Annotated in this window: 14 protein-coding genes; all 14 read left to right on the forward strand. The window is 60.1% G+C overall.

What is annotated here, in order from left to right:
* The first annotated feature begins 2 nt into the window (after positions 1-2).
* The 14 genes from der to GTP58_RS02100 all read left to right on the forward strand — a co-directional run bounded on the left by der (position 3) and on the right by GTP58_RS02100 (position 12,695).
* On the forward strand, positions 3-1,349 hold the full coding sequence (gene der / locus GTP58_RS02035) for a ribosome biogenesis GTPase Der (protein WP_072780810.1): 1,347 nt from the start codon (positions 3-5) through the stop codon (positions 1,347-1,349).
* A gap of 194 nt (positions 1,350-1,543) precedes the next feature.
* Positions 1,544-1,780, forward strand: a complete 237-nt coding sequence (gene hfq, locus GTP58_RS02040; RefSeq protein WP_072780809.1) for an RNA chaperone Hfq — start codon at positions 1,544-1,546, stop codon at positions 1,778-1,780.
* Positions 1,781-1,822: 42 nt separating this feature from the next.
* Positions 1,823-3,010: a GTPase HflX gene (gene hflX, locus GTP58_RS02045; RefSeq protein ID WP_161076079.1), complete on the forward strand. Its 1,188-nt coding sequence runs from the start codon at positions 1,823-1,825 to the stop codon at positions 3,008-3,010.
* A gap of 17 nt (positions 3,011-3,027) precedes the next feature.
* Positions 3,028-4,332 (forward strand): FtsH protease activity modulator HflK, encoded by a 1,305-nt coding sequence (gene hflK / locus GTP58_RS02050; protein WP_229215396.1) that lies wholly within the window; start codon positions 3,028-3,030, stop codon positions 4,330-4,332.
* Entirely contained in the window at positions 4,332-5,246 is a 915-nt protein-coding gene (gene hflC / locus GTP58_RS02055) for a protease modulator HflC (protein ID WP_161076080.1), read from the forward strand. The genes hflK and hflC overlap by 1 nt, the downstream gene beginning before the upstream one ends.
* A 151-nt stretch (positions 5,247-5,397) precedes the next feature.
* The gene (locus GTP58_RS02060; protein WP_072780803.1) at positions 5,398-6,558 is read left to right on the forward strand and encodes an ATP phosphoribosyltransferase regulatory subunit; all 1,161 of its coding nucleotides are present in this window, start codon (positions 5,398-5,400) and stop codon (positions 6,556-6,558) included.
* A gap of 4 nt (positions 6,559-6,562) precedes the next feature.
* The gene (locus GTP58_RS02065; RefSeq protein ID WP_072780801.1) at positions 6,563-7,873 is read left to right on the forward strand and encodes an adenylosuccinate synthase; all 1,311 of its coding nucleotides are present in this window, start codon (positions 6,563-6,565) and stop codon (positions 7,871-7,873) included.
* A 17-nt stretch (positions 7,874-7,890) separates the two neighbouring features.
* Positions 7,891-8,436, forward strand: a complete 546-nt coding sequence (locus tag GTP58_RS02070; RefSeq protein WP_161076081.1) for a phosphoribosyltransferase — start codon at positions 7,891-7,893, stop codon at positions 8,434-8,436.
* A 242-nt stretch (positions 8,437-8,678) separates the two neighbouring features.
* Positions 8,679-9,347, forward strand: a complete 669-nt coding sequence (locus GTP58_RS02075) for a PEP-CTERM sorting domain-containing protein (RefSeq protein ID WP_161077233.1) — start codon at positions 8,679-8,681, stop codon at positions 9,345-9,347.
* A 32-nt stretch (positions 9,348-9,379) separates the two neighbouring features.
* Positions 9,380-10,078 carry a choice-of-anchor E domain-containing protein gene (locus GTP58_RS31205; protein WP_229215397.1) on the forward strand — a complete coding sequence of 233 codons (699 nt, stop codon included), beginning with the start codon at positions 9,380-9,382 and terminating at the stop codon, positions 10,076-10,078.
* A gap of 66 nt (positions 10,079-10,144) precedes the next feature.
* Positions 10,145-10,741, forward strand: coding sequence for a MarC family protein (locus GTP58_RS02085; RefSeq protein WP_161076082.1), 597 nt, complete (start codon positions 10,145-10,147; stop codon positions 10,739-10,741).
* A gap of 74 nt (positions 10,742-10,815) precedes the next feature.
* On the forward strand, positions 10,816-11,103 hold the full coding sequence (locus tag GTP58_RS02090) for an autorepressor SdpR family transcription factor (RefSeq protein WP_072780795.1): 288 nt from the start codon (positions 10,816-10,818) through the stop codon (positions 11,101-11,103).
* On the forward strand, positions 11,100-11,735 hold the full coding sequence (locus GTP58_RS02095) for an SdpI family protein (protein WP_161076083.1): 636 nt from the start codon (positions 11,100-11,102) through the stop codon (positions 11,733-11,735). The genes GTP58_RS02090 and GTP58_RS02095 overlap by 4 nt, the downstream gene beginning before the upstream one ends.
* Positions 11,736-11,747: 12 nt before the next feature.
* Positions 11,748-12,695: an alpha/beta hydrolase gene (locus tag GTP58_RS02100; RefSeq protein ID WP_161076084.1), complete on the forward strand. Its 948-nt coding sequence runs from the start codon at positions 11,748-11,750 to the stop codon at positions 12,693-12,695.
* Positions 12,696-12,697 lie beyond the last annotated feature (2 nt).

The following is a 12,697-nucleotide window of genomic DNA, read 5'->3' on the forward strand; positions in this document are numbered from 1 at the left end:
AAATGAAGCCGGTAATCGCACTAGTGGGTCGACCCAATGTAGGGAAATCGACCTTGTTCAATCGTCTGACCCGCTCGCGCGATGCGCTGGTGGCGGACTTGCCTGGGTTGACGCGAGATCGTCACTATGGCGAGGGCCGTGTCGGCGAACGTCCCTTCCTCGTTATTGACACCGGCGGCTTTGAGCCGGTGGCCAAGGAAGGCATCCTCCATCAGATGGCCAAGCAGACCAAGCAGGCCGTGGCCGAAGCCGACGTCGTCGTCTTCCTGGTCGACGGCCGCCAGGGCCTGACGCCGCACGACAAGACCATCACCGACTTCCTGCGCAAGAGCGGACGTCCGGTGCTGCTGGTCGTGAACAAGTCTGAAGGCATGCGCTACACCTCGGTGGTGGCGGACTTCTATGAACTGGGCATGGGCGAACCGGCTGTCATTTCGTCGGCGCACGGCGATGGCGTGCACGATCTGGTGGAGCTGGCGCTGGACACCGCTTTCGAGCAGCGTCCGGAAGATCCGCAAGAGCTGGAGAAGACCGACCGTGGCGTCAAGATCGCACTGGTGGGCCGTCCCAACGTCGGCAAGTCGACGCTGATCAACACCCTGGTCGGCGAAGAGCGCGTGATCGCGTTCGACATGCCGGGCACCACCCGCGACTCGATCGAGATTCCGTTCGAGCGCGATGGCAAGCAGTACACGCTGATCGACACGGCCGGTATCCGCCGCCGCGGCAAGGTGTTTGAAGCAATCGAGAAGTTCTCGGTGGTGAAGACGCTGCAATCGATCTCGGAAGCCAACGTGGTAGTGCTGATGCTGGATGCGCAGCAGGACATCTCCGAGCAGGACGCGCACATCGCCGGCTTCGTGCTGGAGACGGGCCGCGCGCTGGTCATCGCCGTCAACAAGTGGGACGGTCTGGAATCGTGGCAGCGCGACGAGATCAAAATTGATATCGACCGCAAGCTGGACTTCCTCGGCTTCGCCAAGATGCACTTCATCTCGGCGCTGAAGGCGCAGGGCATCGGTCCGCTGATGAAGTCGCTGGACCAGGCTTACGCTGCGGCGTTTGCCGACCTGTCGACGCCGAAGCTGACGCGCGCGCTGATCGAGGCGGTGGAGAAGCAGGAGCCGAAGCGTAAAGGTTCGATCCGTCCGAAGATGCGTTACGCGCACCAGGGCGGCATGAATCCGCCGGTGATCGTGATTCACGGTAATGCACTGGATGCGATTGCCGAGCCATACAAACGCTATCTGGAAAAGCACTTCCGCGAGACGTTTAACCTGGTCGGCACACCGCTGCGCATCGAGCTGCGCACCGGTAAAAACCCATTCGCGAAAAATCAGGACAAATAAGGCGTTTTTTTGCAGGAACACCCTGCAAAAAATGCAAAAACAGGGTACAGTGGCTTAGAAGCACCACTTTTGACGTGGCGAGCGGTGTTTCAGCGAAAATAGTTTGACTTTTTGATGACTTTTCGCTGAGCCACGACCTTGAAACCAAGCGTTTCGCCTCCACTTCCAACACAACAACATAAAATGGAGCTGTTATGAGCAACAAAGGGCAACTGTTACAAGACCCATTCCTGAATGCACTGCGTAAAGAGCACGTTCCTGTCTCGATCTATCTGGTCAACGGCATCAAGCTGCAAGGCCATATCGAATCGTTCGACCAATACGTCGTCCTGCTGCGTAACACTGTGACCCAGATGGTCTACAAGCACGCCATCTCCACCGTGGTGCCGGCCCGTGCCGTCAATCTCAATATTGAAAACGAAGCGGAATAAGCATTTGCAGCATCGCTTCTTTTTATCTAGCCTGACCGTCGTATGCGTGCAGCTCTAGTCGGTATCGATTTCGGCCAGGGCGACTTTGCCGCCAGCATCGAGGAATTGCAGCTGCTGGCCCGTTCAGCCGGTGCAGATCCGGTGGCGACGATCACGGCAAAGCGCTCCTCGCCGGATGCAGCTTATTTTGTCGGCAGCGGCAAGGCCGATGAAATCGGCCAGGCCGTGCTGGCTGACCGCGTCGAAATCGTCATCTTCAATCACGCGCTGTCGCCGGCGCAGCAACGCAATCTGGAAAAGCGCCTCAACATCCGGGTGCTGGACCGGACCAGCTTAATCCTTGATATCTTCGCCCAGCGTGCCAAGAGCCACGAGGGCAAGCTGCAGGTCGAGCTGGCGCAGTTGCAGCATCTGGCCACACGGCTTATCCGCGGCTGGACTCACCTTGAGCGCCAGAAGGGCGGTATCGGTCTGCGCGGCCCCGGTGAAACGCAGCTGGAGACTGACCGCCGGCTCATCGGCGAGCGTGTCAAAGCCTTGCGCGCGCGCCTGGCCAAGCTGCGCAAGCAGCATGAGACCCAGCGCCGTTCACGCAACCGCACCCAGACGTTCTCGATCTCGCTGGTGGGTTACACCAATGCCGGCAAATCGACCCTGTTCAACGCGGTGACCAAGGCCGGCGTGTACGCTGCCGACCAGCTGTTCGCCACGCTGGACACGACTTCGCGCCGTGTCTACATGAACGAGGAAGTAGGGCACGTGGTGCTGTCCGACACCGTTGGTTTCGTGCGCGAGCTGCCGCACCAGCTGGTGGCCGCCTTCCGCGCCACGCTGGAAGAGACTATCCACGCTGATTTGCTGCTGCACGTTGTCGACGCCGCGTCGCCGGTGCGGATGGAGCAGATCGAGCAGGTCAACCTGGTGCTGCGCGAAATCGGCGCCGATCACATTCCGCAGATTCTGGTGTGGAACAAGATCGACGCGGCAGGCCTGGAACCTTCGGTCGAGCGAGATGAATATGATAAGATTTCCAGGGTCTTCCTCAGTGCGCGCACCGGACAAGGACTGGATCTGCTGCGCGGCGCCATCACTGAATGGGCCAAGGCTGCGCCAGGCGCGCGCCTGCAGCAGCCGTATGTGTTCGACCAGGACCCGCCGGAAGAATTAGAAGCCGAAGAAGCAGAAGAACCAGAGAGCAGTCCCACCCACACTCACGTTGGATCACACTAATGCGTGTCTCCTCACTTATGAAACGACTTGGCCTGAAGCTGTCGCTGAACGACCCTCGCTGGGGGAAGGACAACAAGCCGCAGGCCAATGAAGGCAAGAAGCCCGGCGAAGGTCCGCCCGATATGGAACAGCTGTGGCGCGACTTCAATCAAAAGCTGAACAACCTGTTCGGCCAAAAGCGTCCTGGCAATAACAATGGCGATAACAACGGCGGTGGTGACGGCGGCGGCAATCGTCCCGACATGGCTGGCGGCGTGCGCGCCACGGCTGGCGCGATCGGCGCAGTGGTGGCGCTGATCTGGCTCGCCAGCGGTTCGTTCATCGTGCAGGAAGGCCAGACCGGCGTGGTCTACACCTTCGGTAAAGTCAGCCACACGACCGGCTCCGGCTTCAACTGGCGCTGGCCGTATCCGTTCCAGAGCGACGAGACGGTCAAAGTGTCGCAGATGCGCATGGTGGAAATTGGCTACCGTGGCAATATCAAGAACAAGCAGACGCGCGAATCGCTGATGCTGACCGATGATGAGAACATCATCGACATCCAGTTTGCCGTGCAGTTCAAACTGAAAGATCCGGTTGCCTGGCTGATGAATAACCGCGACGAGGAAGACACCGTACGCCAGGTGGCTGAAACCTCGATCCGTGAAATCGTCGGCAAGAACAAGATGGACTTCGTGCTGTATGAAGGCCGCGACAAGGTGGCATTTGAAACCCAGCAGCTGATGCAGCAGATCCTGGACCGCTACGCTTCGGGTGTGATGATCTCCAGCGTGACCCTGCAGGCCGTGCAGCCGCCAGAGCAAGTGCAGATCGCCTTTGACGATGCCGTGAAAGCAGGGCAGGACCGCGAACGCCAGAAGAATGAAGGCCAGGCGTATGCCAACGACGTGATTCCAAAGGCGCGCGGTACCGCATCGCGCCTGATGCAGGAAGCGGAAGGCTACCGTTCGATGGTGGTGGAAAACGCCACCGGTAATGCTTCGCGCTTCAAGCAGGTGCTGGTCGAGTACCAGAAAGCACCGGCCGTGACGCGCGACCGCATGTACCTGGACACCATGCAGCAGATCTTCTCCAGTTCCTCTAAAGTGATGGTGGATGCGAAGAGCGGCAGCAACCTGCTGTATCTGCCGTTGGACAAGCTGATCGCCCAGGCGGCGGCAGGCGATGCGCAGGCAAGCGCTGCACGCATCGCGGCGCAGAATGCCAATACGCCAGCAGCCACCACGACGCTGCCATCGGAGCTGATGCCGTCGGTGGAAGTGAATCGCACGCGTGACCAGCGTTCGCGCGACGCCAGCTTACGTGACCGGGAGAGCCGTTAATGAATCGCATAGCTAGTACCGTTGTCCTGGCCTTCATCGCTTTGATGCTGCTGTCGTCGACCGTGTTCGTGGTCGACCAGCGCAAATATGCGATCGTGTTCGCGCTGGGCCAGATCAAGGAAGTGATCCGCGAGCCGGGCCTGCACTTCAAACTGCCACCGCCATTCCAGAATGTGCTGTTGCTGGATAACCGCATCATGACCATCGAGTCGCCGGACGCCGAGCGTTTCATCACCGCTGAGAAGATGAACATTCTGGTGGACAGCTTCGTCAAGTGGCGTATCGGCCGCGGCGAGAATCAGCCGAAGCTGTACTACGTCACCTTTGGCGGCGATGAAAGCCGCGCGCGTGACCGTATGTCGCAAATCATCAAGGCAGCACTGAACGAAGAAATCACCAAGCGCACCGTCGCCGAAGTGATCTCCGGCCAGCGCGGCAAGGTGATGGAGGGCATCCGCGCCAAGGTGGTGCAGGAAGCAGCGCAGATCGGCGTCGAGATCATCGACGTGCGCCTGAAGCGTGTGGAATATGTCGAGCAGATCAATAACTCAGTGTACGAGCGCATGAAGGCCGAACGTACCCGCGTTGCCAATGAGCTGCGTTCGACCGGTTCGGCGGAGTCCGAGAAGATCCGCGCCGATGCCGAGCGCCAGCGCTCGGTGATTCTGGCGGAAGCTTATCGCGATGCGGAGCAGATCCGTGGTGAGGGCGATGCGAAAGCATCGGCCATCTACGCGGAAGCCTTTGGCCGCAATCCTGAGTTCTACAAGTTCTACCGCAGCCTGGAAGCCTATCGCGCCACCTTCAAAAATCACGGCGACGTGATGGTGCTGGACGCCAGCTCCGACTTCTTCAAATACTTCAAAGGCTCCGGTGCCGGCGGTGCTGCCGCCCCGGCCCCGGCCAAGAAGTAACGCCGCACACGATCCAGCGGGCCTGTGGCTCGCTGGATCGCATCTTTTTCCCCTCGTTAAGCGCATTTTCGCGTAAAATATCAGGTTCGGCCATTCGCTTATGTGGCCAAGGCCTGCGCGCCGCATTGTTCATTTCTTAATTAATAGACCCATGCCAAATTGGCTGCTGCCCGAGAATATCGCCGACGTATTGCCGTCGGAAGCACGCAAGATTGAAGAGTTGCGTCGTCTGATGCTGGATAACTTCCGTCTGTACGGCTACGAGCTGGTGATGCCGCCGCTGCTGGAATACCTGGAGTCGCTGCTGACCGGCGCCGGTGAAGACACCGACCTGCGCACCTTCAAGCTGGTGGACCAGCTGTCGGGCCGCATGCTGGGCCTGCGTCCGGACATGACGACGCAGGTGGCGCGCATCGACGCCCACTTGCTGAACCGCGCCTCGGTGACGCGCCTGTGCTACGCCGGCAGCGTGCTGCATACCCGTCCATCGGGCCTGCACGCCACCCGCGAGCCGCTGCAGATCGGCGCCGAGATGTATGGCCATGCCGGCCTGGAAGCCGACGCGGAAATCCAGGAACTGGCATTGGCGTCGCTGGCCCTGGCCGGTTTCACCGATGTGCGTCTGGACCTGACCCACGTCGGCGTGCTGCGCGCGCTGCTGGAAAACTGTCCTGCAGCGAAAAAAGATGAGGCTAAACTGTATGCAGCGCTGCGCGCCAAAGACGTGCCGGATCTGCAGGCCCTGACCGCGGACTATGCGCCACTGGTGCGCGACGCCTTGCTGGCGCTGCCGAATCTGTACGGCGACATCGACGTGCTGAAAAAAGCCCGCGAAGTGCTGCCGGACCTGCCGGGCATCGCCAGGGCGCTGGCCGAACTGGCGGCGCTGGCGGCATCGGCGATCGGCCGTGCGCAAGTGGCCATCGACCTGGCCGACCTGCGCGGCTACCAATACGAAAGCGGCGCGATGTTCGCGCTGTATGTACCCGGCCTGCCGAACGCAGTGGTGCGCGGCGGCCGTTACGATCACGTAGGCGAGGCCTTCGGCCGGGCACGTCCCGCCACCGGTTTCTCGCTCGACCTGCGCGAACTGGCGCGCCTGCTGCCAACCGCGGAACGTAAGCATTCGATCCGCGCGCCATGGGGCAATGCGCCGGAATTGAAGGAAAAAATCGCCGAGCTGCGCAAGTCCGGCGAAGTGGTGATCCAGAGTATGCCGGGTCACAGCCACGAACTGGACGAGTTCGAGTGCGATCGCGCGCTGGTCCTCGACGAGCATGGTAGTAACTGGATTCTTAAAAACTTAGGTTAATGTGATGTCAAACAAAAACGCAAAAAACGTCGTCGTCATCGGTACCCAATGGGGCGATGAAGGTAAAGGCAAAATTGTCGACTGGCTGACCGACCACGCCCAAGGCGTGGTGCGCTTCCAGGGCGGCCACAACGCCGGCCACACGCTGGTCATCGGCGGCGTGAAAACTGCACTGCAGCTGATTCCTTCGGGCATCATGCGTCCAGGCGTGGCCTGCTACATCGGTAACGGTGTGGTGGTGTCGGTGCCGGACGTGCTGCGCGAAATCGACAAGCTGGAAGCGGTAGGCGTAGAAGTCGCCTCGCGCCTGAAAGTGTCGGACGCAGCGCCGGTCATCCTGCCATACCACTCGGCACTCGACCTGGCCCGTGAAGCCGCCCGTGGCGAAGCCAAGATCGGCACCACCGGTAAAGGTATCGGCCCAGCGTACGAAGACAAAGTGGCGCGCCGCGCTATCCGCGTCGCCGATCTGCTGAACGAAACCCGCTTCGCAGAAAAGCTCAAAGAAAACCTGGACTACCATAACTTCGTGCTGGAACACTATCTGAAAGCACCGAAGATCGATTACCAGAAAACCCTGGACGACGCGCTGGCCTACGTGCCACGCCTGCGCCCGATGGTGACCGACGTATCGAGCGCGCTGTACAAGGCGCACAAGGCCGGCGCCAACCTGCTGTTCGAAGGCGCGCAAGGCTCGCTGCTGGACGTGGACCACGGCACCTATCCATTCGTCACCTCGTCGAACTGCGTGGCCGGCAATGCCGCCGCCGGTGCTGGCGTGGGTCCAAGCATGCTGCACTATGTGATGGGCATTACCAAGGCTTACACCACCCGCGTGGGTTCCGGCCCGTTCCCTTCGGAACTGCCAACCGATGCAGGCGTCGGCCATCACCTGGCGCAAGTTGGCCACGAGTTCGGTACCGTGACGGGCCGTGCCCGCCGCTGCGGCTGGTTCGACGCTGCGCTGCTGCGCCGCTCGGTCCAGATCAATGGCGTCACCGGCATGTGCCTGACCAAGCTGGACGTGCTGGACGGCCTGGAATCGCTGAAGCTGTGCACCGGCTACACCATCGACGGTGAAGCCGTGGACATCTTCCCATCGGGCGCTGAAGAAGCTGCCCGCTGCGTGCCAGTGTACGAAGAAATGCCAGGCTGGAAAGACAGCACCGTGGGCGCCAAGTCCATGGACGCTCTGCCAGTGGCTGCCCGCAACTACATCAAGCGTATCGAAGAACTGGTCGGCGTGCCGATCGACATGGTATCGACCGGCCCGGATCGTGAAGAAACGATCGTGCTGCGTCATCCGTTCGCGTAATTTAGGAACAAGTAACAATGAACACCCCACAATCGAACGAAAAACACCTCTGGGTCTCCTGGGACGAATACCACCGCCTGATCGAGCGCCTGGCGCTGAAGGTGCATGAGTCGGGCTGGAAATTTGACATGGTGCTGTGCCTGGCGCGCGGCGGCGTGCGTCCTGGCGACGTTTTCTCGCGCATCTTCGACGTGCCGCTGGCGATCCTGTCGACCAGCTCGTACCGCGCAGACAAGGGCACCGTGCAAGGTGACCTGGATATCGCCAAATACATGACCATGACCAAAGGTCCGCTGTCGGGCAAAATCCTGCTGCTGGACGACCTGGCCGATTCCGGCGTGACCCTGATGAAGGTGGTGGACCACCTGAAGCAGAACTTCACCGGCGTGACCGAAGTGAAGACCGCAGTGATCTGGACCAAGGGCAGCTCGGCATTCCGTCCGGACTACCAGATGGAAGAACTGCCGCACAACCCATGGATTCATCAGCCATTTGAGGACTACGACGCGCTGCGCCCGCATCAGCTGGCGGCCTGGATCAAGAAAGGTGAGGCCAACGCGTAAGGGTTTCCTAGCGTTTCCTCCGATGAAAGCGGCCTGCGGGCCGCTTTTTTTTATCTTTGTCTGTCCTGTACAACGAATAGTTTTTATTGGGAAATAATTATTACTAATTTGACTTTAAAAATGTAAAAAAGAAATGACTCTTGGACATTTTGTGTTAAGATGGCTTTAAGTCAAGAAAAACACTCGGCGGGCAACACGGCATGCGTTGCAGCACATAATTCAAAAAATTTTTGGGAATTCCTATGAAACTTAACACTCTCGCATCGTCGCTGCTGTTTGTTGTTGCCAGCATTGCAGCCGGCACCGCCTCTGCAGCGGTGCAAACCTTTACGGCGACCACCCCAATCTCGCCTGCGGACTTCACTTCTCAGCTGACGCTGAACAAGTTTGATACCTCGCTGGGACACCTGGACAGCATCACCTTCTGGATCGATGGTTCGGCCACCACTGACCTGACCCTGACCAATACCAAGGGCGGAAAAACGCCGGATGTCAACATCACCACCAAACTGTCGCTGACCCTGCCTGGCGCAAGCGGCGTAGTGGCTACCCCAACCGTGTCGACCGTTCACTTCAACAGCCTGCTGGCCAAGAATGAAACCAAAACCGTGTCCGGTACCGCAGCCCTGTCGTCGGGTGTGATCAGCATCGACGCGGCTTACTTCTCGCTGTTTGAAGGTAATTCGCACGATACGCTGCTGGCGCCGATGACGCTGAGCGCGAAATCGCTGGAAAGCAACGCGACCAACATCACCATCAGCAAGGTCACTTCCGGCAGCGCCACTGCACACATCAGCTACAACTACACCGTTGCAGCCGTACCTGAGCCAACAACCTACGGCATGCTGCTGCTGGGTATGGGCGTAGTTGCCTTCGCGGCCAAACGCAAATCGCGTTCGGCGCAAGCTTAAACCATCGACTCGGTACTTACTGCGAATATAAAATGAAAAAATCTACTCAAATGCTGCTGGCTGGTGCTTCGATGGCTGTTGCGCTGAATGCTTACGCTACGCCTTTCACCACCCACACCACCGCTCCGGTACAGACCCTGACCGTGACCGATCTGGAAAGCTTCGACGATGGCGCGACCACGCTGGACCTGAGCAAGTTCAACGCCAGTCTGGGTCAACTGCAATCGGTCAAAGTAGAGCTGTTCACCAATTTTACCGGTAGCATCAACGTTGAAAACACCAGCACCAGCTCGCCTTTGTCGTTCACTCAGTGGGTGAGCTCGACCGTTACCCTGGCCATTTCGCCAACGGCGGCACTGACCACCAACAGCTCGGACCATAAATCGGCAACGCTGGGCGTGTATGACGGCACGACCGATTTCGGCGGTACCTCGGGCGGCTCGGTGAGCTTCAGCGCGAACGGCCATGAAACCGTGATCTACAGCGACAGCGCCACGCTGGCAGCTTTTTCCGGCCCTGGCAGCCTGCAGGCGCTGGTATCGGGTTCGAGCAACTCCTGGGGCTCGCTGGAGAATGGTAATCAGGTCAATGCGATCCCTACACAGATCGATACCTATGCCAAAGTAACCTACACCTATATTACTGCCGTACCTGAGCCAGAAACCTACGCCATGCTGCTGGCAGGCCTGGGCCTGGTAGGTGTGGTAGCGCGCCGCCGTAAATCGGCTTAAGCTGAATCTGGTGGTACACTTAAACGGGAGCTTCGGCTCCCGTTTTTATTTTGCCTAAGAGACTACATGACCCAGGACTTCTTTCAGACCTTCATCCTGCTGCTGCTGGTGACTGACCCCTTCGGCAACGTGCCGCTGTTTGCCAGCGTGCTCAATCCCGTGCCCATCTCGCGCCGGTCGCGCATCGTGATCCGCGAATGCGCGATCGCGTTTGTGCTGCTGCTGATCTTCATGTTCTTCGGCCGCCACTTCCTGACGGCGCTGCACCTGTCCGAAGTGGCGCTGCGCATCGGCGGCGCGGTGATCCTGCTGCTGATTTCGATTCGCATGATCTTCCCGCATCCTGACGGCGTGCTGGGCCGCACGGACGGCGCCGAGCCGTTCATCGTGCCACTGGCGATACCGGCGCTGGCCGGGCCATCCGCGTTGGCGACGGTGCTGCTGTTCTCGCGTGAGAGCACGGGCGAGGTGCTGGTGCACGTGGCGGCGCTGGCCTCGGTCGGCGTGATCTGGCTGCTGGTGTTCCTGAGTGCCGAGCGCTTGCAGAAGGTGCTCGGCCCGCAGGTCATGACGGCCTTCGAGCGCCTGATGGGCCTGATCCTGACGGCGATGTCGGTCGAGATGCTGCTGGGCGGCATCCGCGAGTTCGTTAAAACCCTGTAATCCGAAGGCAGGCGCTTGACGCCTGCTTTTTTTACATCTATATTTAGATGGTCGTCTAATTAGATATTCGCCTAATGAACGCCTCCAACAGCGCCTTCAAAGCCATTGCCGATCCCGCCCGCCGCGAGATCCTGCGCCTGCTGCGTCAGGGCGAGATGACGGCTGGCGACCTGGCGCAACACTTCGACATGAGCAAGCCCACCATGTCGCACCACTTTGCGGTGCTGGCCGACGCGGATCTGATTACGCGTCGGCGCGAAGGCCAGACCATCTGGTATGGCCTCAACACCACCGTGCTGCAGGACGTGCTGGCCTGGATGATGGATCTGACCAGCGCTGAAAATCAAGGAGAAAAGAAATGAAGCCGCGTGCCTTATTGCTGTGCATCCTGATGATCCTGGCCATGGCGGCCATCACCGGGTACTACTATTCCGCGCTGCCCGAGAAGATGCCCATGCACTGGAACTTTGCCGGCCAGGTGGATGGCTACGGGCCGCGCTGGCAACTGTGGCTGCTCGGTCCCGGGACAATGGCGGGCATGCTGGCTCTGGGCGTGGTTTTGCCCTTCCTGTCGCCTAAGCAGTACGCGCTGGAGGCCTCCGGCGACACCTACAGTTACCTCATGATGCTGCCGGTCGCGCTGTTTGGCGCGATCGAGCTGCTTGTGCTGTGCAATGCGCTGGGCATGCAGTTCGGCGTGGTGCATCTGCTGCAGGGGATATTGTTTGTGGTGCTGGTCCTGATGGGGAACCCGATGGGCAAGGTGCGCAGCAATTTCTTTGTCGGTATCCGCACGCCGTGGACGCTGGCCAATGAGCGCGTGTGGTACGCCACGCATCGCCTGGCGGGCAAGCTGATGGTGGGCAGTGGTCTGCTGGGACTGTGCGCAATGGCGCTCGGTGCGCCGCAATGGCTGCTGCTGGTGTTGATGCTGGCCTGGACGCCGGCGGTGATCGGTTACTCGTTCGTGATGTACAAACGTCTTCCTCAATGAATGGAGAAAAGTATGCGTCGTAAGTTACTGCTGTCTTTGATGATGTTGTCCGCTTCGGTGCCGGCGTTCGCCGCGCAGCGCCCGGTGTCGCTGGATGTGGGCGGCGGCACAGTCTACGGCACCGAGCTCACACCGGATGGCGTCAGTGGCAAGGTGCCGGTGGTGCTGCTGCATGCCGGCTCCGGCCCGACCGACCGTGACGGCAACAACACGCTGCTGCCTGGCCCGAACGATGCGCTGCGCATGGTGGCGGAAGGCCTGGCGAGGCAAGGCATCGCATCCATACGCTATGACAAGCGCGGTATCGGCGCCAGTGCGCTGCCGGTCTGGAAGGAAGAGAACCTGCGCCTGGATGACTATGTTGGCGATGCCGCCGCATGGCTGCGCAAGCTGCACGCCGACCCGCGCTTCTCGCGTGTGGTGATGGCGGGGCATAGCGAAGGCGCACAGATTGCATCGGAAGCCTGTGCGCAGGGCGGCGCCGATGCTTGCGTACTGATCGCCGGTCCGGCGCATGCGCTGGATGAAGTCCTGCGCGAACAACTGAAGGACAAGCTGCCGCCGCCGCTGATGGAGGAAAGCGACCGCATACTGGCCGCGCTCAAGGAGGGTAAAACGGTGGACAAGGTACCGCCGCCGTTGATGGTGCTGTATCGCCCGGATGTGCAGCCGTACCTGATCTCATCGCTGCAGCACGATCCGCGCAAGGCCATCGCAGCGTTGAAGATGCCGGTGCTGATCCTGCAAGGCACGTCCGACATTCAGGTGCCGGAAACGGAGGCGAAGGAGCTGTCCGCAGCCGCGCCCAAGGCCAGGCTGGTGACCGTCGAAGGCATGAACCATCTGCTGAAAATGGTCGGCAAGGACGAGGCCTTGCAGCAGAAATCGTACGGCAGCCCTGACATGCCCGTGGCGCCGCAGCTGATCGACGCCTTGAGCAGCTTCGTCAAGGCGCCGTAAGC

Source organism: Duganella sp. CY15W, assembly GCF_009857555.1.
In the GTDB taxonomy this organism is placed as follows: domain Bacteria; phylum Pseudomonadota; class Gammaproteobacteria; order Burkholderiales; family Burkholderiaceae_D; genus Rugamonas; species Rugamonas sacchari.